The organism is Paenibacillus sp. FSL W7-1287, assembly GCF_038004245.1.
GTDB classification, from domain to species: domain Bacteria; phylum Bacillota; class Bacilli; order Paenibacillales; family Paenibacillaceae; genus Pristimantibacillus; species Pristimantibacillus camelliae.
This window is the reverse complement of the sequence record NZ_JBBORD010000001.1, coordinates 1559849-1582820: the sequence shown is the minus strand read 5'-3', so window position 1 is coordinate 1582820 and position 22972 is coordinate 1559849. Positions and strand designations below refer to the sequence as shown.

The following is a 22972-nucleotide window of genomic DNA, read 5'->3' as shown; positions in this document are numbered from 1 at the left end:
GCGTAAACTCCTATCCTGCTTATTATGAATGAACAACGACGTCTAAACCGGTCTTATTGCTTAAAATGGTCGCGCTCGTTGTATCGGTTTCTTGATCAATGTATAGATAGATATCTAACGTTCCTTTGCCAATCGTTAAGCCTACAATATTAAGCTCTTGAATATCCAGCGGCAGTGCTGGAGCTAGGCTGATTTCCCCTTGCAGCATATTAACCTGCAAGCCAAGCATAGCTTGTAGCATTACGAAGGTCGTTGAAGCAGACCACGCTTGCGGCGAGCAAGTTGTAGGATAGCGAACGAGACGGTCATATTCCTGCTTGCTATAGCCACAAAATAGCTCTGGAAAACGCTGATCAGGCACTTCCGCTGCTGCCCTTAATAGTCCTGACACGATATGTCTTGCTTCCTTCTGAAGTCCACTGCGCAAGCAGCCAAGTAGAATCATGCCATTGTCATGCGGCCAGACACTACCGTTATGGTAGCTCATCGGATAATAGCCTGTGGACTGACTACTCATGGTGCGAATGCCATAGCCGGAGAACATATCATCTGATAGTAGTCTCTGCCCAATCTTCTTCGCATATTGATCCTTTACGAAGGATGCCATCAGTAGATGGCCGGCGTTAGACGTAATAGAACGGACTGGCTTGAGCTCGCCATCAAGCGCAATGCTGAAAAACTGCTCATCCTCCATCCAGAAATATTGAACGATTTGCTCCTCTAGCTGCTCAGCTTGTTGCTTTAACAGCTGGCTGCGTTCATGCTGATTAAGCTTGGCGAATATTTCAGCTAAGCCTTGCTTCGCATAGCTGATATACCCCTGCACCTCAATGAGCGCAATCGGAGCTGTAGCAAGGTCCCCATTTTCATTGACGATACTGTTGGCTGAATCCTTCCAACCCTGATTAGGGAAGCCCTGCTCTGCTTCTTGTTGGTAGGTTAAAAACCCTGCCGCATTCCGCTGACAGCGTGTATCGATCCATGATAACGCAGCATCAATAGAGTCTTTTAGTTCATCTACGATCGCTAGATCACCGCTCCATCTTACATACTCAACGAGCAGCACAAGAAACAGCGGTGTCGAATCAACGCCACCATAGTATGGTGAAAATGGCGACTGACCAGTCTGCACAAGCTCACCAAAACGAATTTCATGCATAATTTTTCCGAATTCCTCATCACGCCAAGGATTATCCGCTTTACCTTGATACGCTGCGAGTGTACGCAGCGTACCTAATGCATGCGACGGATGTAGCGGAAGCATAAAGATTGACGTAATAATACTATCTCTGCCAAACACTGTAGCAAACCAAGGCAAGCCTGCAACCGTCGTTGCACCATAGCCGATATCCCGCTGAAGCATACGTAAGTCTTGTAAGCTTCTATCGTATAAAGTATTAAATAGAGAATTAGCGCTCATCACACGTGTATTGCTCGTCAACCACTGATCGTAGCTGCTAGTCAGGCTTTGTAATGCCTCGTTATAGGAGAGCAGCTCGCCATCTAGTAGAGTCTCTGCACCAGCATTAGCATTTAATGGTGTAAGCTGTGGTTTAATAACAAGCTGTATCGTTTGTTGCTCTCCCGGAGCTAAATCTAGCGTATATTGAAGCAGCTGCTCAGACTGGCGAACCTCTGGGCTGCCGTCCCAATGTATTGACGTTTTACGGATCTGCTCATCCTTGCCAACATATTGAAGCTGCATCATCTTGCCGTTATAGGTCGTATCCATACGTTGCCCAACTTCGCCAGTGCGATAGCGTCGTACGATGAACATATCTTGAAAATCCCCATCAAATTGCAGTGTAAGCTTAACCTGCTGCGGAGATAAGAAATAATTTGTAACTAGCAGTTGCTCATGCATGACATTGTCGTGCAAAAAGCTGCTGCGCTTAATTTCAACTGCTCCAACATCCTTTACCTCATGCTTTAGCATCGTCGTCAGCAGATAGCTTTCCGACACGCTGCTTTCTAGCAATTCTGGAAGCTGATCATTAATGCGCAGCTCATAGTGGCTTAGGAACCGGGTATCCTTCATATATAAGCCATGACCTGCTTCTAGCTTTGGATCGACATTACCATACGAATCGGTTACGTAAAATAATGCTCCCTCCATGATGACTTTATTACTCATACATGCTCCCTTTCAGCTAACAAAAGCTTTATTTAACCGCTCCTGCCGCAATTCCTTTAATGATGTATTTTTGTGCAAAAGCGTAGAATATGACGACTGGAATAATCGTTAAGGTTAAGCCTGCCATTGCCTGATTCCATACAATCGTAAACTCTCCGAAGAAATAGAAGGTTGAAAGCTGAATCGTGCGCAGTCCTTTATCAGAAAGCACGAGTGATGGCAGCAGGTAGTCATTCCATGAGGCGATAACGTCAAGTATAGCTACTGTAACCGTGATGCTCGTTAATAGTGGGAATACAATTCTCCAGAAGACACCAAATGTACTAGCGCCATCTAGAACAGCAGCCTCCTCAAGAGCGATCGGTATCGACTTAATAAAGCCATGATATAAGAATACGGCTATACCAGCATGGAAGCCGATATTCATAAAGATCAAGCCCTCATGCGTATTAAGCATTGGTAAATGTAAATTCGTACGAATCCAGTCCATAACCTGCATTAGCGGCATCATTAATGTCTGGAACGGAATTAACATCGTTGCTACAAACGAGAAAAATATAATTTTACTCATCGCATTGTCACGACGTACAAGCATCCATGCTGTCATAGATGATAGAATAACAACAAAAATCACGGTTGCGATCGTAACATAGAGTGAATTCCCTAATACGGTAAGGAAATTCATCTTCTTCATTGCGCCTGCGTAATATTCGAAGCTAAAGGAGCCTGGTAATGCAAGCACATTCTCATAAAGCTCCGAACGAGTTTTGAAGGAGTTGACGAGCATAATGTAGATCGGTGACAAGAAGAGCAGTGCACCAATGACAATTAGCGTTGAAATTACACCATTTCTAGCTTTGCCCATTACATCTGCACCTCTTTTCGTTTCGTAATCACCACTTGTGTAAGCGTAACAAGTGCTACGATAACAAAGAACACAATAGCTTTAGCCTGACCAAGTCCATAGTTACCATATCCGAATATTTCATTAAAGATATTCATTGCAAATAGCTCAGTCGTATGAATTGGACCACCATTGGTTAGTGATAAATTGACATCGTAAATTTTGAATGCACCGGACAATGTTAAAAATAAGCAAATTGTAAAGGATGGCATCAACAATGGGAAAACAATTTTTGTAATACGATGCCATAAATTTGCTCCATCTACTTTAGCTGCCTCCATCACTTCTTCGGAAATCCCTTGAATACCAGCGATATAGATAACCATCGTATAGCCTGCCATTTGCCACGTAAATACAATAACAAGAGCTAGCAAGGCATAGTTTGGATCAATGAGCCAATTAAAGAAGATGGAGTCTATTCCTGTTGTCTCACCTATCTGTTTAAATCCATCTGTGAAAATGAAGCGCCAAATGTAACCTAGGATTAGACCACCAATGAGGTTTGGCATAAATAGCAGAGTACGCGCTAGGTTGCTCGTTCTAAAACCAGCAGTTACGATTAATGAGAAGATCAAGCCTAACAGATTGACGCTAATTAGAGCGAATACTGTAAATTTGATCGTTTGCCATGCGGAATCAAGAAAGCGTTGATCCTGAAATAGTGTCGCGTAGTTATCCAAGCCGACGAATAATTTCGGGTTGCTCGGAATACCATCCCAGTCGATAAAGGAATAATAGATCCCGATCAAAAATGGAATGACGACGACCGTTAAGAAAATTAAAAATAGCGGCATTGTAAAAAGCATATACCATAGCTTGCTATTTCTATTCATAATTGAAATCACCCTTTCACCAGAATTGTCGTAGTAGATAAAACGAAAGCCTAACTTCATGTTTCAGAGTTAGGCTTTCCATATTGCACATCCCTGTATTATTTAGCAGCTTTTGCCCACACTTCACCAAGCTTCTCTAGATATTGCTCTGGAGTCATGGAAGTGTTAAGGAAAAATTCAGATGTTAGAGGCGCTAGATCATTAATGATAATCCCTTGTGGGAAATAATTTAGTGCCCAGGAAATCGTATTGCCTGACTGAGTTGCTTCGAATACTTGTTGTGATAGTGGATCTAGTCCAGTTGGTTCAATTGTATTAACAGCTGGAATGAATCCAAAGTCATTTACAATTGTGTTTTTACCTGTTTCACTTGTGTACAACCATTCAATGAAAGCATTAGCTGCTTTGATTTGAGCCTCTGATGCTTTATTGTTAATAACCCAGCCAGCTGGAATATCAACTGCTAACTTATCATTACCAAGAATCGGAAGTGGAGCCATGCCAATCTCGATTTCATCATAATCAGCTAGCATACCGTAGCTCCAGTTACCTTGGTGAACAGCTGCTGTTTTACCAGTTGCTAAGTCACCCATTTGCGTATCGTACGTTACTTCCATTGGATTAACGGAGTTAGCACGGATCGCGTCCATTACTTGAGCAAACTCTTGGAATGCTGGAACTTCAGACAATTTAACTTCGCCTTTGTTCACTTGCTCGATGAAAGCAACAGGATCTTCCTGCAATGCGAACGGAGTATTAATAATGTGACCAATTAGGAAATAAGCTTCTTGAGATAAGCTTAGACCGTTAATACCGTCAGCTTTGAACTGCTCTAATTGTTGAACTAGAGAATTTGTATCCGTTACTTTAGAAGGATCGTAAAGTTCTTTGTTGTACACAAGACCGAAGCCTTCAACAGCGATTGGCATACCCACCACTTTACCGTCAATTTCTAGTGCCATGTTAGGAGAAATATACTTCGCATACGGCTCATTCGTCATATCATGGTAGTAGGAAGCGAATTTCTCAGCCTCTGCACCTGGCTGTACGGAGAAAATCGTTGGGCCTTCATTAGCTGCAAGCTTTGTTTGTAGCTGTGTAATGTAAGAGTCACCGGCGGATCCCCATACTTCAACTTCATTACCTGTTTCTTCTTTATACTTAACCACTAGATTTTCAAGTGCTTCAGCAATTTCAACTTTACTTTGGAACAACGTAATCTTTTCTAATTTTTCGCTTTGGTTAGCGTTGTTTCCTGTGTTGCTTGTGCCTTCATTGGCTTTGTTGTTTGTATTGTTGCCACAAGCTGACAATACAATTAACATCGCAGACAGTAGGACGAATGCCCATCTTTTCTTCATCATTGTAATACCCCCTAAAATTATCTTCCTTTTAATTATATTTTTTATCATCTACTGACCACAGGTGTTATATTCACCTAAATGAGTAATTTTTGAATCTGCTGTCCGAGTAAATAAATAAAAGCATCCAGCAACAGTGACAATCCTACAAATTCAGTAAGAGTTTGTCATTTATTGCTTGCTGGATGCTAATAAGTATTAAGTATTACGGCTTATACGTTTTTCTATAAGCGGTAGGCGTCATGCCTATATGCTTTTTGAACACCTTGCTAAAGTAATTAAGCTCTTCGAAGCCACTCTCCTCTGCTACTTCGTGTATCGTTAAGTCAGTGTGTACTAGCAGTGAGCAGGCCTTATCCATTCTAAGCTGAGATAAATAATTCATAATCGTTGTCTGATATTCTTCCTTAAATCGCTTAGCTAAGTATTGAGGAGAGAAATGAAATTGCTCGGCAAGACTTGCCAGAGTAATATCTTCCTTCATGTGGTCGTTTATATAGTTACGAACGGCAGCAATTGATTGTACAGAACCACTCTCAACTTTACTGTAATCGATAAGCTCGACAATGTCGCTAAAGGTCTGCTTCAGTCTCGCTGACCATTCCTCCATCTGAGCAAGCCATAAAGGCATCGTAGCATGAAAACGATCATCACTTAATTGAACATAGATACGCATCAATAGCAAATTTATTTCCACCGTATAATGCTGCAGCTCTCTTAACGTTAATCGGCCCCCGGCCGTCAATTCACGTGTAAACTCATCGACCAGCTCATGAAGGTATTGCTTATTTTTTGAGCGAACGGCTTCTACAATAACACGCTCCTTATCAATGAAAAACAAGGATGCCTCGGACTTTTCAACATTCTTCGAGCTACTAAGGATATTACTATTGAGGATCACGGACTTCTCCTCAAGCAATACTTGCTGAAGCTTATCTGCGGCTAAAGCTACACTGCGAAAGCCTACAAAGGAGGAAAGGCGAAGCGTACGTTGCCATGCCTCCTGAAGTCTATAAACAGATTTTTCGATGTCATCGGGCAGCATTCTCGTGCTAACAAACAATATAATGAATGATTGGTACTGTAGCGAATACCAAGCTCCAAGCGGCGCGAATAACTCTTCTATTATATTTTTGACGGCAAAGTTGAACAATTGCTCGTCTCGTTCATAATATTGTTTAACGATCGCATCTTTATTTCTTGGTAGATACGTGATGACATAGAAACGATCAGGGTCAATGCCTAAGGTAGCTAAGAAATCTGCAATCGCACGGCTTCCGTTCTGCTCTTCCTCGATTAAGCTTGCAAAGCGCTGTTCATTAACTAAATTATTTACTTCATTTAGACGAAAATTGTTGCTTAGCTCTTTAAGCCGTGCCTGCTGTTCCTCTCTTATTTGCTTGCATGCCTTCTCAATCGCTTGATCAAGATCGCTAATTTTGAATGGCTTAAGCAAATAATCTATACCATTGGCAAGCAGTGTTGCGCGTGTATAAGTAAACTGCTGATATCCGCTCAACACAATAACCTTGGATGTCCAGCCTTCCTCTCTTAGCTTCTCTAGAAACTGTGGACCATCCATAATATGCATGCTCATGTCCGAGATGATTAGCTCTGGATGATGCTGCCTGACCAGCTCCAGTGCTTCTAGGCCGTTGTCAGCCATTAGTATTTGATTAATCCCATGCTTTGACCAATCAATGGAAAGCTCTATGCCCTCACGCACATGCTCTTCATCATCAACAATCAGCAGCTTCATGCTCGTTCCCCCTAGGTGTTTCGATTGGCAACCGTAATGCTACAACTGTGCGCTCATAAGACTTGCTCTCAATAGACCATTGGAACGCTCGGCCATAATACAGCGATAATCTTTTTAGTACATTGGACAAGCCAATTCCTTGTCTTTCTGTTACGATAACCTGCTGCTCAACGTAGCTTGCTTTTACTTGCTCAATTTGCTGCTCTGTAAATCCTTTTCCATTATCTACCACTTCAATTAGCATGTCATGCTGAGACAATGTAATATCAACAGCAATATGAATATGTCCTTGCCCACGCTCCAGCCCATGGATAATACTGTTTTCAATAAGCGGCTGCAGCATCATCTTTGGTACGTGAATGTGATGTGCTTCTTCAGGACAATTCAGCTCGAATTGGAGCTTTTGCTTATATCGTCCCTGCTGCAGCACCATATAATGCTTCAAATGCTCGATTTCCTCCCATAGCAGCACATCTTCCTTTTCAATATCCATAGAATAACGGAATAATGCGGCAAATTCAGCCAATCGATCACTCACCTCACTAGCATTAGATTTAATTGCTAGCGTGCCAATCGATTGCAATGTGTTGTAGAAGAAATGCGGGTTAATTTGTGCCTGCAGCATTTTTAGTCTTGCCTGAGACAGCTCTAGCTGATGACGATATTGCTTATTCCACAGCTCATCCAGCTCAATCGCCATTTCTTGAAACCGAATCTCTAGAAGGTCAAGCTCATCCGGCGTGGCAGGGGCAGCCTTCTTCATTAGTCGGAAATTTCCCATTTGCAGCTTTTTTATATTTCGCAGCATATGCTTAATTCTGCGCAGCATATAATAGGAAATGATTGCTGCCAATATCGAAACAAATACAATCGACATCACTTGAATTGACAAGGTCTTGCCTAATGCAGCGGTAAGTGCCTCATTTATGAGTGCTTGCGGTATGAACTTCACAAGTGTCACAGTCAAGCCATTATCTACTGTTTCCCGATAATAGACATAGCTGCCTTCCTTCGCTTGTAATTCCCCTTTGGATATGCCTATACTCGAAGCCTGCAATGCTGCCTCAAGCTCATTATGCCAAGCCAAGCTATGTTCAGTTAATGATGAAACTGCTTCACTCTCCGTTGCATAGAGCAGCTCCATCTCCTTACCGATAAACATGTATACCGGACCTTGCTCGCTTGTCGTTAACGATGCAAGCATGCTCTGTATTTGCGTGGTCTTCACATCAAATGTCGTGATCCCGATAACGTCTCGAGTAGATATATCAATGAAGGGCTTATTCACGCGCAGTCTTAGCTCGCGATTAATATTCGTTACTTGAAAGGAATGCTGAAGCTCGCTATGAGCATACGACAGCTCTCCATTTCGAAAGTCAGGTATTGTAATTTTCGAATTGTAAGTATTGCGAATATTGAATTGCTTATTCGTAAGTGCACTCTTGTAGGAGACCGTGCCTACTTCCCCGTAATTTGCATAAATTTGCCCAAGCCTCTGCGCAATATATACGCTTTCTGCCGGTGATTGTGGCTCTGTCGATGAAAGCAGTCTTACAAGCGCAGGATCAGAAAAGTACGATAAGCCAAGCAACGACAAATCATGGAGATAGGATTGTAACGCGGACATCGTAATCGACATTGAATTTTGATTCAGTTCTACGTACTGCTTCTTGATCTCTTTACCTGTAATCTGATAAGACAAATAGTTGGATATAATAAACGGTATAGTGGTCGCAATAATTAAGCTAATAATAATTTTAGATATGATGCTTCCTTTAATAAGCTTCATTCAAGCATCCTCCCCAGTATGCAAACATGTCAGTATTCGCAGTTCATTGTAGCATAGCCATGAGAGAAATGGATAGAAGAGCTAATTTGCATTTTACTTCATTATTGGAACATAACGGATGATCATAGAGTGATAAGCACCATGAACAAAACACTCCTACAGTCGTGAGCTGAGGAGTGCTTTGTTATGTACATGGATATATTGTTTCTGCATGCTCACTGCAGATCTTGAGTGAACAATTTATCTATTGTGTTTACAAGCTGGCTTGCTCAATCCAAAGCTTACGTTTCTCATGCATCATCGTCAATTCATTTTCTTCTGCACGTCTACTAGCTTCAAGTGTATTGACGACCAGCCTTACTTGATGCAGGGCATTCGATGTCTGCTGCTGAGCATCGTTGATTCTACCCTGCACAATCCAATCCGCAATTAACCCATCAAACCAGTAATCAGCCATTTTAAGTATTCCGCTTATATCTACTTGAACATCAATAGATTGCTTCAGATCAGCAAGCTCCTTATGGAAGACTTCTAGCTGTCGATTAGCGTTATGAATATAGCTGCGCGCATCATCGATATGTTCGTGCTTAATATGAGTGCTTATTAATCCGCCGTTTACCCACATATCCCAATTTCCCCAGTTCTCAGCTTTCTCTAAGCTATTGGAGGCATCACTTAGGTGTGACATTACACTTTTCCCAGCCGATAGTGCTTCACGCAGCTCTTTAAGCAACAGACTTTTTTCTGCAATTAGCAGCTCCATCTCATCAAGCTCAAGCGCTGATTGCGGGCATGTTCTTAGCCATTCTTCCTTTTCGTGCATTAGTCGGTTGTATTCGGATTCTGCATTAGCCAATTCAGCTAATTTCAAGCCGTTCTCTTTCTGCTCTTCCTTTAACTCTGCCAGCGTTTGCTCAGCTTCCTGCAGCTTCAACGCTGCTGCCAAGGCCTCCTGACGTTCAAGCTCTAACTGTTCCTCTTTGCTGTGCAAAATAGTATGAAATAAATTCGTTAGCGACATTGTTGTTAGCTTCTCTACATCCCGCTGCTCCATATCAAGCTTTACTTTAAGCTCAATAATAAGCGCTTCCTGCTCTCTCATGCGCTGAGCTAGCAGCTGCCGTCTGCTTTCCAACCGTGAATGCTCATGCAACCGTTCCTTTGTTTCAATCAACTGTTGAAAATCTACTGCCATCAAGTAACGCCTCCTATTACCGAATCATATCTGTTTAATACGCAAAATTTAAATATTGGATTCATATGAATCAATTTCATAAATCGAAAGTCTTGCTATGACTAGTATTTTAAGGCACATAAAAAGGAGAACCTCCCCAAATCTCGAAAAGGTACAGTAACGACACAATACCGAATGAGATGAAAGGATGAACTCCCTATGCCATATATTCGACATGAGAGCCTTTTTACCTTGCAAGAACTTTATAAAATGGAACAAAAAGATCGTTTTCGTGAAATCTTCGCTACGATCGACATCACTCCCATTTTGCGTTTGGTCAAGAAAACGTCGCGTTATGGTGCGCCTATTGAAGTGAATTACAGAGCAATGGTCTATTCATTGATCATCCGAATCATCGAACGAATCCCGACGATTAAAGATTTAATAAAACGTCTGCAGCATGACATCTTGTTCCGCTTGGATTGTGGCTTTATGTTGTCAGAATCTATTCCATCAGCGGCCTCTTATTCTAGGTTGGTGAATAGGATGAGCCAATGCGATGCGCTTGAAGAGATTCAAACCCAGTTGCTTACACAAGCGATGAAAGAAGGATTCATTACCGATGATACGGTTGCTATTGATGCTACCCATATCGAAGCACGAGACCAAGCACCTGTAAAACAAGACAAGGATAAGCAGGAGCCTAAAAAGCGTGGGCGAAAATCAAAGACTGAACGTGAAGCTTGGTTGAAACAAAAGCAAGAAGAAGAGGAACAAAAGCCTATCTTCGAGAAGGAAATTGCTGCACAACTTGAAGTATCTTTCCACGTGCTAAAAGATCAAATGCCACTTGATCCACAGTGGGGAGTCAAGAAAAACAGTGACGGGAAAAACACGTTCTGGTTTGGCTATAAAGGTCATTTGGCTGTAGGTACACGGAGTCAATATATTCTCGGAGCGATGCTCTCTTCTGGAAGTTTGAATGATGGTAAAGCCGCCATACCTCTCCTAAAAGGGCTTGTTTCACAGCATCCACAATTCAAATTCACCTATGCAACGATGGACGCAGGTTATGATTATGAAGCGATATACCGACAGGTTCGTAAAATGAAGGCACACGCCGTGATTGCCTATAACCGTAGGCGAGAGCCAGAACTTGTTGGATTTGACGAACACTTTGCGCCAACTTGTGTCAGAGAGCATTCGTATCGTTACGACAGTTATGATTCAAAGTATGAAACGCTGAAATATGTTCGTCCAAAAGAATGCGATCATTGCCCATTAGCGAAGGATACACTTTGTCAAAAGGTATACAAAATGAAGATCTCAACGGATATAAGAAAATATACGGCACCAGCTCGTGGTTCGAAGCTATGGAAGGAAATCTCTAAGAAGCGATCTGCCGTAGAACGAGTAAATGCTTACTTAAAAGAATTCTTCCAATTGAACAATATACGACATCGAACCGGTCAAAAAGCGAAGTTTCATTTTAACTTGGTTGCATTGGTTTACAATTGTACAAAACTTGTATGTGATCGATTAAATCGTCATTTGAATGAACAAGCAGCATAATTTTCAAAAATGGATATGCACAAATTGGGCTAATCTGCGAATCTGTAACTATACATTATGAAATTGATTCATATAGTAGAAAATATTGAAATTTATGGTTAATATTATACAAAAGAGGTGATCAGCTATATTTATCAGTTATTTACAATTTGCATTGCCTATTATATTATTCATCTGTTTTATAATCGGATTAGTCTTAAGCAGCAAGCACGCTTTTCCTGAAGGCACTACTTTTTTTCTATTATTAATAGCCGTCGAAATCATAGAATTTTTCATCTCTCTATTCTCCGAACGGATTATTATATCGGCTCAAAGCTTGTTTGGAATAAGTGGAGGGCAGCTTATTAGTATCCTTCACACTATGCTAACAGCTATAGAGCTCATCGCCTTTATTACATTAATTCAAGGACTTTACCGCCTATGGAGAAAGAAGGAGAGCAATCCAACTTGATTGTTCTCCTTTACTTACATCTATTATATGATAACTAATTGTAACGTTTAATTCTTGCTTTAAGATAATGGTACATGACTGCAGCTGCAGTGAAAAGCTAAAGAGCTATATAAAAATATAGCAACCTAAAAGGAGTAACTTAATGAGAAAAGCAAAACTCATTTTATGTGTTACGATTTTGTTTTCTATGCTTACGGGTTGTAGCACGAAAGAAGAAACGAATAACCATACGAACATTCAATTATTGCTTTCGAATGAAAATAATTTCCGATTAGAATTATTAGAGATTATCCACGAATATAGAGTCATCTTACAGCTCATTGTCGATGATCAAGAGCGAGAAAACATCGAGTATTTAGAAGGGCGTATAGATGGATTTCTAAGTCGCAATAATCAGACCATCTATAGCACACTAAATCAAGATAATATTAATAAGACGACTTTAGATGCTATCGTGCGAGACGAATTGCAAAAACCTTTATCCAGATTTATTAGTTTAATGTTTAATTCGTTAACTGAGATTAAGAATATCGGTATTGATAAGCTAGACGATTCTTACATTAAATATTATGACTCCGTACTCAGTCTATTAGAGGTATTCGACCATGCTCCTTCTAATCTATTTACAGATGAAAACTCCTCGAAATCGAAAGAAATACTAACTGCGATTCATTCAATCATTGAAAGGTATGAGGGTAATCACTAGTAATCACAAACTAAGCAAATAAGGCGAGGACAACAAATGTGATTTGTTGCCTCGCCTTGTCTCCGCTTATATTTATACCAAAACCGTGAGCAGCTCTCCTCCTACTTCAACAGAATCGCTCTTTAAGATCTTCACATCTGCGTATTGCTCTGAATTCGTACATCCACGTAAACTATAAGTTCAGTTGTTTGACTATATTGCTCTCTATACGATGTCGTGTGCTTTCATTTTGAGCAGCTCTTTTTCTTGCTTGTTTTTAAATGCTTTTCTCCCTTGAACCCATTGTCCTAAAAGAAAGGCAAGTCCAACAGCTATAATTAGTATTTGTGCTAAAACGTTATTATTCGTTGTGAAAAGTAGCGTCCCTCTCCAAATGACAAAAGCAGCAGGTAGTAATGCACCCCAAAATATATGATGACGGCTAGCTAAAAAATATTGCCCCCCTAAACAAGCTGCAATAATAAATACATCTGCTATATCTCCAAATCCAAACATTAATTTTCATTCCTTTCTTTTTTATATTTCTCAATTATTAATTTTGCTTCTTCTAATTCAATTCGATCATCAATAACAAGCTGTTTTACAAACTGAATAAAGTCTTCATTTTCCGTTTCGTCATTTAATTTGATTTTTTCAATTAAACGATCAAGCTTGATTCTCACAGTTGGATAAGACACTTCGTAAAGCTTTGCAACTTCCTTTAATGAGCCTGAATGAATGACAAATTTTTTGATAAACTCTATATCCTCTTTTTCTAATGCATAAATCCAACTAGGAATATCTTTACTTTCCATTCCTTCACCTCCACCTCACATTAATTAAAATTATTTATATTTTAATTTATAGTTAAATAAAAATCAAGTTTATTTTAATTTTATTAAACTTTTCATTTTTTATTGATAGTTATTAGAAGACCACAAAAGGACGATATTGACCGATCGTCCCTTTTAATGAGAGCTACACGTACGAGTAGTGACCTTCCCCAATATATTTTCGACTAGTCTTTCCAAAAAGTAAGCATCTGTTCCTTCTCTTACAATCCTATTCGTTTGAAACAGCGTATCGTCCAAATCAATTATGTACAAGCATCGTTATTCAACTATAATGACTTAAAACAAAAGCAAGGCACAGAGCGCAATTTCAGCCTCCATGCCTTGCTTCCAAACAGATTGTCTAGTTTAAGAGAAGAAGCTTTAACTTTATCAACCAACCTACGTTGTACGGTATGACTTCAGGAATTTGACCGCTAGCGCAATATCCGCTTCAGGATTCGTGCCTACCTCTCGTTCTATCGTCAAATAGCCCTTGTAGCCAATATCATTTAACGCTTGTAAATAGTCGTTCCATTGTACTTTGCCTTCTCCAAGCGGTACTTCACGGAAGGATGGACCGCTCGTTGCCATCTCGGCAATTTTGTCGTGGTCTAATTCTGATTCGTAGCCATATTCACCGTAAACTTCTCTAGGGTCGACTTCAGCAGCCAGCTTAATGCCATCCTTAGCATGCGTATGAACGATATAATCCTTCAGCGTATATACCCCCTGCACCGGATCATCACCTGTAACCATGACCATATTGGCGGGATCGAAATTAACCGCGACTCCCTTCGAGCCAAGGCCATCTAAAAATGATTTCAGCTGTACTGCTCTTTCTGGACCTGTTTCTATCGCAAAATAAGCACCTAATCCGCTGGCATAGCTGCTTAATTCCTCACAAGCCTCATGCATCGTCGCATAAATTCTACTATTCTTATCCTCTGGCACGATTCCGATATGCGTAGTTACAATGTTCGTGCCAAGCTCCAATCCGAGCTCCATAATCCGTTTGGACTTTTCAATTTTTTCTTTATTTTGAGCAGGGTCCTGAAAGCCATGACCACCAAGATCGCCTACCAAAGCAGAGATTTCTAGACCTAAGGATGAGATGTAATCCTTCCATTCCTTGCGCGCGGCTGCTGATAGGTTCGCAGGATCGAACTCTCCCTTTACTGCATAAATTTGCACTCCATCTGCACCCAATTGCTTTGCCTTGAGCAGCCCTTGCTTCACTCCAACACCAAAGCTGTCAACAATAACACCAATTTTATTAGTCATGATTGGCCTTGTCATCGTATTCTCACACTCCTTAATTTTCAGATTAAAGCTCATCCCACATCCGTTTCACATAATCGAAGCCAAGCTTTGTACCTAGCTTGCATTCTTCCATTCCTTCAAACTCTATAGATATATAACCGTCATAGCCACTACGCTTAACGATCTCAACAATGCTTGGCATATCTATATCACCTTGCCCAACGATAGCGCCTCTGAGCCATCTTCCACCCGAGGAGCTGAACCAGCCTGCACCAGGCTTGATTCGTGCTGAGCGAACATAGAAGTCTTTAAAGTGCACCATCGAAGCAAGATGAATATTGTTAGCAACCGCGATCACAGGATCCTCATCGGCACATAGGAAATTACCGATATCAAGCGTCGTACGGAAATTGTCACGTGCCACTGCACCAACAATTGCTTGCACTCGCTCACTATGCTGAACAAAAAATCCATGGTTCTCAATACTCGTTGTAATTCCGTAAGCTGCAGCATAATCAGCGATCTGGCGGCATGCATCAACGAGTCCTGGCAGCTCTTCTAAAAAATTGCCGATCGATAGGTCATCACTTTTCGCTACGTCATGACGCATACGCTTAATACCGAGCGTTGCGCACACATCAACCTCTCGCTTAACTCTTGCAATCTCCTGCTCTCTTTCTTCTTCATCTAGGCCAGAAAAGTTAGCACCAATGGCGTAATTAGAGAGCTCTAACCCTGCATTGTTTGCTGTTTGCTTGATGACTTCGATCAGCTCAGGCTGCTCGACGAGGTTATATCCAATCGGGACGATCTCTGCATGCTCTGCACCAAGCTCCGCAATCGTTTCAATAACTCCTTCTAGCGTCAGCTCACCTGACTTGTAAGCGCCATGAAGGCTGTATGTGCTTATTCCTAGCTTCATTGTTCGATCGCCTCCTCTACCGGACTTGCTATCTCGATCCACTCATCGCGATGTGCAAGAGCGGTTTGACCTGCCTCGATAAGCGCAATGACTGCCAACGTCTCCTCTGGCTGTACCGGCGGCTTGCCATTCTCGAAGAATTGTAATATAGCATCCATCAGCTGCTCAAACATGTTTGAGCATTGAGCAATAAGGCTTCCTTCACCGTTACTCCGTTGAATAATAGCCTGAAACGGTGCGCTTTTCATCTGTAGATATGATGCCTGCCGCCCATCCGGCAGCTCTACAATGAGATGGCGTCCATTTTCAGTCGATAGACTCTTTATTCGTTTATAGGTCGTTCCCATCAAGGTTACGATCATTTCAAACTGATGAACAGCATAATTCTCATATCTACCTGGTCCAGCTACGGCTAAATATTCTATAGCATCCGCTTCGATTCTCGCCGCATGATCTTGAATTTCAAGCGCATAGCGTAGTGCTGATGTTGAGAATAGCGGTGTATTCCCTTTCTGCGCGTGCTTGAATATACGCTGTGCAGTCGCTAGATCAGGTGCAAACGTCTTATCCATATAGACGGGCTTGCCAGATTGCAGAGGGAGCTGAGCAAGACGTTCATGATGCTCCGGATGATCAGGCGATAGGATGATGATTGCATCAGATCGCTCGATCAGCTCCTCAATCGTCGCTACTTGCTGCACGCCTTGTTCAGTGCACCACTGTTCCGATGTCATGCCATTAGGCTTGTCGATTTCTGCCCATGCGTAGGCAACCTCCCATTCTAGCCCAAGGTGCTTAGCCCGCTCGGCAATCCATGCTGGATAGTTGTTAGCATGCCATTCATCTAGATAGTAATCTATGAAGCCTATCTTTTTCATAGAGTAACCTCTTTTCCGATAGCAGCGGACTCGTAGAGAGCATCCATCACTTGAGTTGTCACCAACGTATGATCGATATTGGCACGATTTTTCTCCATCGATTGAATCGACTCTAGAAAAGCTTTAACCTCAGCTGCGAACATATCCTCATGTGTAAAGCTTGCCGCTGTCTCATATAGCATGCCATTTTTACTTGTATATAACGTAAATTCACCGCCATATTGCAGCTTGATTCCAGCCTTACTTCCTAAAAATTCTACAAACATCGCCTTCTCGCCAATGTTCTGTGCCCATGCTCCGTTCATACTAATCGTTGGACCCGACGTGCGGATTAGCCCAGTAATGAAATCCTCAACATCAAACGTTCCGTCTAGCACTGGTGGGCCTGCCCACATGCTCGTAAAAGCATACTCTTTAATATTGCGCCCTAGCTCACCATAAGCTGCACCTGACACGGTATGTGCCTTAATGTCATTACCTAGAATATAGAAGATAAGATCAAGGAAATGCACGCCCCAATCGATTAGTACGCCGCCGCCTGATTTCTCCTTCATTGTAAATGGGCCGCCTAATCCTGGAATTGAGCGATGTGAACGGAAGGAGCAATACACATGATAGAGATTGCCAAGCTCACCAGCATCTATAAGCTCTTTAATTTTGTTGACCGCTGTATTGAAGCGATTAACGACTCCAATGTTAAGAATTTTGTTGTTACGGTCTGCTGCCAGCTTCATCTCAGTTGCTTCCGCATAGGATAACGCAGCTGGCTTTTCGCAAAGCACGTGCTTACCCGCATTCAACGCTGCAATCGTAATAGGAGCATGCGAAGCATTCGGTGTACATACGGAGATCGCATCGATTTCCGGATCAGCCAGCACCTTCGCCAAATCAGAGGTCGGATGAGGGACGCCATATTCAGCAGCTAGCTCCTCTGCTCTCTCAATGACGTCATCTACCAAGTATTTAATGTCAGCTAAGCCGCTTTTCACATATGATGGTACGTGCTGCGTACGTGCAATTTGCCCACAACCGATAACTGCTACCTTTAATTTTTTCATTTTTGCCAGCCTCCTGAGCTTGATTTAGCTTTGTATAAAATTCGCTTATTACAATTGCACATTCTCATTTATATCAATTTATCGCTTTCTATCTCGAAACATCACGCGTACTAATTTTCATCGCATCCAGCACTTCCTGCTCTGTGGCTAAAGGCGTATCACCTGCAACCGTATGAGCGAGCATTGCTGCATATGCTGCAAATTCTACGGCATGTGCTGGCTCTGCTTCTGTCAGCTCACCATGAATGATGCCACTCGCATAGGCATCACCTGCACCTACACGATCATAAACAGCAAAGGTTAATGGATGAGAGTAGTAAAATTGACCTTCCTTATATAAATATCCTCTTAGCGTGTGCGTATGATCAGTGTTGATCGTTCGATGTGTACCAGCAGCTGCTTTAAGCTTATACTTCTCTGCTACGAGAGGAATCAACTCCTCAAGCTGCTCCGCTCGATCTTCCTTATGAGTAGACATGCCGAGCACATGCAGTGCATCTTTTTCATTCATAAATACAAGATCAGCAAGCTGCAGCAGCTCCTCATAGTGAGGCCTTGCTAGCTTATATCCGTCTTCTCCCCACAGTGATGGACGATAGTTACAATCAAATATAACCGTTCCACCTGCTGCCTTAACGGCCGCTGCCAGCTCCTTCATCGCTGCACGTACATTATCATTCATTGCTAGCGTAATACCGCATAGATGCAATGCATCGATGTCACTGGCAACTTGGGCAAAGCTCGCAGCATCAAACGTAGCTGTATTAAAGCTGCTCCCCCAGCGGTCTGTATAGGTTACGCGGCTTGGTCTTGCGCCGAAGCCGTGCTCCAGAAAATAACTGCCAACATATTTGCCACCACGAGCAACATAGTCTGTGCTCAAGCCTAACCGCCGTAAATAAGCTACTGCCGCATCACCAAGCGGATTGCTTGGTAGCACTGTCACCATCTGCGAATGATGCCCATAGCGTGTTAATGCGGAGCCTACATTCACACCTGTACCTGAGAAGGAGTAGGTTAGTTGATCGCTTTGCGATAGCGTAGCATAGCGCGGTACCTCTAATCGCATCATGACCTCGCCAAAAGCAGCTACCTTACTCATAACGATCAACCAGAGCCTTCAAGGATGCATATAGCTTAACGACATCCGGAACCTTCGTTGCACCAGTCGCTGGATCGATGATGGAGCTGTATACGTGCGGAATTACTTGAGGTACACCAGCCTGAAGGGCTATCTCTACAATAGCCTCAAAATTATCAAGATCAATTCCGCCTGTAGGCTCAAGCGCAAAGCCTTCTTCACCGCACGCTTGTGCCACTGCGCGATATTCCTCCTCAAGCTTTAAGCCGCCCATTGGGAAATATTTCAGCGCATTCCCCCCCATATCACGAACAAGCGCAATGGCTGCCTTCACAGGAACAATCGCCTTTTCGCTAATTGAACTGCTTGCTACTCCTGTTGAGATATTGACGTAGCCTGGCTTACCGCAAGGAGATACTAAGCTGTTAACCCAGCTTTCTCTTCCGTTTAGATTAGCTCGCGTCGCTCCAACGGCAGGGAAGATTTGATTAATATGTGCGCCCGCATAGCTTTTAACGATCTCGGCGACAACAGCGGCCTGGCGATTATCTCCCGCTCCGAGTCCAATAGATACAGCATCGTCTATCGCAGCACCGTATTCCTTCATGGCCTCCACAGCTGTCGCTGCATCTGGGTAGGACTTGGAAAGCACACCAACTAGCACATGTCCCTCTGCTGCTTCAAAGATTTCCTTCGCATTCGTTATAGAATTCGTCAGTACATTTAATGCGGCTTTACCTTTGTACATTCGTTTGTTCATTATGCTCGTCCTCCGATGATTTCACGTATTCTGCTAGCGATAACTGTCATATCGTCACCTTGCAAGGAGCGAGGATCAATATCAAAATATCCTTGCTTCACGCCATAATCACGCGTATAAACGGCGATGTCCCCTTCGCGCAGTTGATCATTTACCACAGCTGCATTCATTCCTGCTTGACCTGCATCGATATGAATTCGACTACGGAATATAGCTCGACCCGCCTCATCCTGTACTACATTGACAGTAACACCTGGTAATTCTGACAAGCTGTCTAGCTCCGCGAGCGCAGCCTTCTCCTGCTCGCTCTTATCCTGCTTCACCATATACTCATCAAGCGCCTGCAGTAAGCCGAAGATGCTCTCCTTGCCGACCTTCATGCTTCTTCCGATACCGTGCAGCTGAGTTCTCACCCAATCCGTATATGGCTGCTTGCCAGCAACGATACCCGAGGTCGGACCTTCAATCGCCTTAGAGCCGCTATAAATGGCTAGATCGGCATAACGGATATATTTACGCAAATCCTCTTCCGCTGCAGCATCAACAATTAGTGGTATGCGATAACGGCGAGCTAGCTCGCTCACTTCTTCAACGCTGGCCATATTTTTTTGCACGCAATGATGTGATTTAACGAACAGAATAGCAGCCGTTCGTTCGGAGATGGCCTCCTCGATATGCTCTGTTCGTCCCTCGTTGGCGTAGCCCACCTCAATGATCCGACCACCGCCAAGCGCCACCATCGTCTCAACTGGAGCGCCGTACTGCACATTATGACCCTTGAACATAATAATCTCGTTCACGTAGATGGGGTCTTGATGCAGGCGCAGACTTGCTCGTTGCTGCCCCTTCGTTACAACTGCCGCTACAGATAATGCAATTCCACTTGATGCTGAGTTAACAGCAACTGCACCTTCTGCCTCCAGCACCCGAGCAATATGCTCCCCTGATTTGATAACGAGATCTGCCATCTCAACATACTGCTGCCCCCCTTGCTTTACAGCCTCCATTACCGTATCCGTTGGGGCCGATACCCCTAAAATGCTCATTCTGCCGCTAGCATTGACTACTCGCTTCAATCCGTATTTAGCATGCATTGTATGTTCCATCTCTTACCACTCCTCTTACCTTTATATGCTGCTCAGCTAGTCGTTCCTGTCCTTCCGAATCAACGAGTCGCTTCGCTTCCTGTCTTAGCTCGAACAGCGTAATATCAGCTGCTCCACCTATGCTGATGCTGCCTAGCTCAGGTCGGCTTAGAATAGCAGCGGCATGTTCCGTTACCATCATCACGACCTGCTGCAGACTGTAGCCTAGCAGTAGAAATTTGCTCATCGTATCTGCCAAGCTATATACAGGGCCATTCATCCGATTATTTCTATATATATCTGTACTGATTGTATCCGGATGTATTCCAGCAGCTTTCGCTTTTTCAGCAGTTTCGAATGAAAAGCTGGCCGTACCGTGACCAACATCGAGGCGAACTCCCCTTGCAATTGCAGCTAGCAGCGCTTCAATAGGCTGACCAGATTCAGTGAATAGATTATTCGCCTTCCCATTGAGAAAATGAGTAACGATGTCATCACGCTGCAGCTGACCTATCACATCTGTAATATTGGGCGGACCGGAGCCGATATGGACCATAAGCGGGAGCCCATAGCGCTTAGACCACTTACGTGCAATCGTTAATGGCTCTAGCCCGAGCTCCTTCACTACACTGCGGCTAATTCTTGCCTTTAGGCCTATGATAAAATCTTTATGTCTATTCAATGCAGCAGCAAGTCGCTGCTCATCCAACCACGCTAAGCGGGAAAGCTCATCCACTCGCTCGAGACCGATATGAGAAATATTCAAGAACGATAACACTCGAGTCTTAGCAATGGCAGCTCTCTCCTGCAGGGCATCAATTCGATCAGCACCGCAGCTGCCTGCATCTACAATCGTTGTTACACCCTGCTTTATGCCGATCTCGTCAATGTCATCTCCATAAGGCGCAAGCTCAGCCATTGCGTGCACATGTAGATCAATCCAGCCTGAGGATACGTAAAGTCCTGAGCAATCAATGCTCGTCTCTGCTTTACCTTGACCTGCGGCTGCAAGCTCTACGATTATCCCATTAGCAATGACGATATCTATCGTCCTGCCATTAACGAGTGTTGCATGCTGCAGCACTAATTCCATATACTCTCCCTCCTATCCGTTGCTAGTAGAAAACAAGTCGCACAGCGTACGGTTTTGGTACGTGAGCAACAAAGTTTTCGCTAGCGTCCAACTCCGCTAAACATCTCTAACGCTCGAACCTTCGGCTCCGCTTATGATTCTCTAACGCTCGAACCTTCCTTCGTCAGGAGGTCGCTTTTAGAGATCATAAGCTCCGCAGTGCTAAAAGATTATTAGCGTCATCAAAGTCGGACGTATTAAACTACCATTTCCAATAAAGGGGAAAAAACTTGGATTTCAGTACCAAGAAGATGGAGCAAAGCTAGAAATTACGGAGCGCAGCGTACGGTATTGGTACGTGAGCACCGTAAATTTCGGCTGAGTTCCATATTCGATGCCGACTAAGCTACAATGATTACTTCGTAATCAAATTCGAGTTTTTGCCCTACCCATTCAAATAAAGGTTTAATTCGTTCGGCTTTCAGGACCAAGAAGATCGGACGCTAGTAGATAACGAGTCGCGCAACGTACGGTTTTGGTACGTGAGCAACGGAGTTTTCGCTAGCGTCCAAGCTTCGACGTCGAGTAAGCTACAACGAAATAACATCGTCATCAAAGCTGGACGTATTAAACTACCAATTCCAATAAGGTTTAATTCGTTCGGCTTTCAGGACCAAGAAGCTTGGTCGCTAGTAGAAAGCAAGGAGCGCAGCGTACGGTATTGGTACGTGAGCACCGATGGTTTCGCTAGCGATCAAGATTCGACGTCGAGTAAGCTACAACGAAGTTACATCGTCATCAAAGTCGGACGTATTAAACTACCAATTCCAATAAAGGTTTAATTCGTTCGGCTTTCAGGACCAAGAAGATCGGTCGCTAGTAGATAACGAGTAGCGCAGCGTACGGTTTTGGTACGTGAGCAACGGAGTTTTCGCTAGCGATCAAGATTCGACGTCGAGTAAGCTACAACGAAGTTACATCGTCATCAAAGTCGGACATATTAAACTACCAATTCCAATAAAGGTTTAATACGTTCGGCTTTCAGGACCAAGAAGATCGGTCGCTAGTAGATAACGAGTCGCGCAACGTACGGTTTTGGTACGTGAGCAACGGAGTTTTCGCTAGCGATCAAGATTCGACGTCGAGTAAGCTACAACGAAGTTACATCGTCATCAAAGTCGGACGTATTAAACTACCAATTCCAATAAAGGTTTAATACGTTCGGCTTTCAGGACCAAGAAGATCGGACGCTAGTAGATAACGAGTAGCGCAGCGTACGGTTTTGGTACGTGAGCAACGGAGTTTTCGCTAGCGTCCAAGCTTCGACGTCGAGTAAGCTACAACGAAATAACATCGTCATC

19 protein-coding genes are annotated in these 22972 nt (G+C 43.1%); 2 read left to right on the top strand and 17 right to left on the bottom strand.

The window, feature by feature from the left end; genetic code table 11:
• Positions 1-22 precede the first annotated feature (22 nt).
• From NSQ99_RS07115 to NSQ99_RS07085, 7 genes are all read right to left on the bottom strand, one after another.
• The gene (locus NSQ99_RS07115; RefSeq protein ID WP_340835917.1) at positions 23-2134 is read right to left on the bottom strand and encodes an amylo-alpha-1,6-glucosidase; all 2112 of its coding nucleotides are present in this window, start codon (positions 2132-2134) and stop codon (positions 23-25) included.
• Between the two features lie 28 nt (positions 2135-2162).
• Entirely contained in the window at positions 2163-2999 is an 837-nt protein-coding gene (locus tag NSQ99_RS07110; protein ID WP_251669698.1) for a carbohydrate ABC transporter permease, read from the bottom strand.
• Positions 2999-3871 (bottom strand): carbohydrate ABC transporter permease, encoded by an 873-nt coding sequence (locus tag NSQ99_RS07105; protein ID WP_251669700.1) that lies wholly within the window; start codon positions 3869-3871, stop codon positions 2999-3001. Before NSQ99_RS07105 ends, NSQ99_RS07110 begins: the two co-directional genes overlap by 1 nt.
• Positions 3872-3969: 98 nt before the next feature.
• Positions 3970-5235, bottom strand: coding sequence for a sugar ABC transporter substrate-binding protein (locus NSQ99_RS07100; RefSeq protein WP_445670487.1), 1266 nt, complete (start codon positions 5233-5235; stop codon positions 3970-3972).
• Between the two features lie 202 nt (positions 5236-5437).
• Entirely contained in the window at positions 5438-6991 is a 1554-nt protein-coding gene (locus tag NSQ99_RS07095; RefSeq protein WP_340835916.1) for a response regulator transcription factor, read from the bottom strand.
• The gene (locus NSQ99_RS07090) at positions 6972-8780 is read right to left on the bottom strand and encodes a sensor histidine kinase (RefSeq protein WP_340835915.1); all 1809 of its coding nucleotides are present in this window, start codon (positions 8778-8780) and stop codon (positions 6972-6974) included. The genes NSQ99_RS07095 and NSQ99_RS07090 overlap by 20 nt, the downstream gene beginning before the upstream one ends.
• A gap of 253 nt (positions 8781-9033) precedes the next feature.
• Positions 9034-9975, bottom strand: a complete 942-nt coding sequence (locus tag NSQ99_RS07085; RefSeq protein WP_340835914.1) for a hypothetical protein — start codon at positions 9973-9975, stop codon at positions 9034-9036.
• A gap of 198 nt (positions 9976-10173) precedes the next feature.
• On the opposite strand from NSQ99_RS07085, the gene NSQ99_RS07080 reads away from it, so the two are divergent.
• Both NSQ99_RS07080 and NSQ99_RS07075 read left to right on the top strand, forming a co-directional pair.
• Entirely contained in the window at positions 10174-11526 is a 1353-nt protein-coding gene (locus tag NSQ99_RS07080; protein WP_340834664.1) for an IS1182 family transposase, read from the top strand.
• A gap of 593 nt (positions 11527-12119) precedes the next feature.
• Complete coding sequence (locus NSQ99_RS07075; protein ID WP_340835913.1) at positions 12120-12683, top strand: hypothetical protein; 564 nt, start codon at positions 12120-12122, stop codon at positions 12681-12683.
• Between the two features lie 204 nt (positions 12684-12887).
• Here NSQ99_RS07075 and NSQ99_RS07070 read toward each other — a convergent pair whose 3' ends face one another.
• The 10 genes from NSQ99_RS07070 to NSQ99_RS07025 all read right to left on the bottom strand — a co-directional run bounded on the left by NSQ99_RS07070 (position 12888) and on the right by NSQ99_RS07025 (position 21632).
• Positions 12888-13178 carry a hypothetical protein gene (locus NSQ99_RS07070; protein ID WP_251669713.1) on the bottom strand — a complete coding sequence of 97 codons (291 nt, stop codon included), beginning with the start codon at positions 13176-13178 and terminating at the stop codon, positions 12888-12890.
• Positions 13178-13477: a DUF2089 family protein gene (locus tag NSQ99_RS07065; RefSeq protein WP_251669714.1), complete on the bottom strand. Its 300-nt coding sequence runs from the start codon at positions 13475-13477 to the stop codon at positions 13178-13180. The genes NSQ99_RS07070 and NSQ99_RS07065 overlap by 1 nt, the downstream gene beginning before the upstream one ends.
• A 417-nt stretch (positions 13478-13894) precedes the next feature.
• Complete coding sequence (locus NSQ99_RS07060) at positions 13895-14791, bottom strand: sugar phosphate isomerase/epimerase family protein (RefSeq protein WP_251669715.1); 897 nt, start codon at positions 14789-14791, stop codon at positions 13895-13897.
• A 28-nt stretch (positions 14792-14819) separates the two neighbouring features.
• Positions 14820-15677 carry a sugar phosphate isomerase/epimerase family protein gene (locus NSQ99_RS07055; protein WP_340835912.1) on the bottom strand — a complete coding sequence of 286 codons (858 nt, stop codon included), beginning with the start codon at positions 15675-15677 and terminating at the stop codon, positions 14820-14822.
• Entirely contained in the window at positions 15674-16555 is an 882-nt protein-coding gene (locus NSQ99_RS07050; RefSeq protein ID WP_340835911.1) for a Gfo/Idh/MocA family oxidoreductase, read from the bottom strand. Before NSQ99_RS07050 ends, NSQ99_RS07055 begins: the two co-directional genes overlap by 4 nt.
• Complete coding sequence (locus NSQ99_RS07045) at positions 16552-17613, bottom strand: Gfo/Idh/MocA family protein (RefSeq protein ID WP_340835910.1); 1062 nt, start codon at positions 17611-17613, stop codon at positions 16552-16554. Before NSQ99_RS07045 ends, NSQ99_RS07050 begins: the two co-directional genes overlap by 4 nt.
• A gap of 88 nt (positions 17614-17701) precedes the next feature.
• Positions 17702-18715, bottom strand: a complete 1014-nt coding sequence (locus NSQ99_RS07040; RefSeq protein ID WP_340835908.1) for a sugar kinase — start codon at positions 18713-18715, stop codon at positions 17702-17704.
• Positions 18708-19454: a 2-dehydro-3-deoxy-phosphogluconate aldolase gene (gene dagF, locus NSQ99_RS07035; protein ID WP_340835906.1), complete on the bottom strand. Its 747-nt coding sequence runs from the start codon at positions 19452-19454 to the stop codon at positions 18708-18710. Before dagF ends, NSQ99_RS07040 begins: the two co-directional genes overlap by 8 nt.
• Positions 19454-20560, bottom strand: a complete 1107-nt coding sequence (locus tag NSQ99_RS07030) for a DgaE family pyridoxal phosphate-dependent ammonia lyase (RefSeq protein WP_340835905.1) — start codon at positions 20558-20560, stop codon at positions 19454-19456. The genes dagF and NSQ99_RS07030 overlap by 1 nt, the downstream gene beginning before the upstream one ends.
• Positions 20538-21632: an amidohydrolase/deacetylase family metallohydrolase gene (locus tag NSQ99_RS07025; RefSeq protein ID WP_340835903.1), complete on the bottom strand. Its 1095-nt coding sequence runs from the start codon at positions 21630-21632 to the stop codon at positions 20538-20540. The genes NSQ99_RS07030 and NSQ99_RS07025 overlap by 23 nt, the downstream gene beginning before the upstream one ends.
• Positions 21633-22972: the final 1340 nt, after the last annotated feature.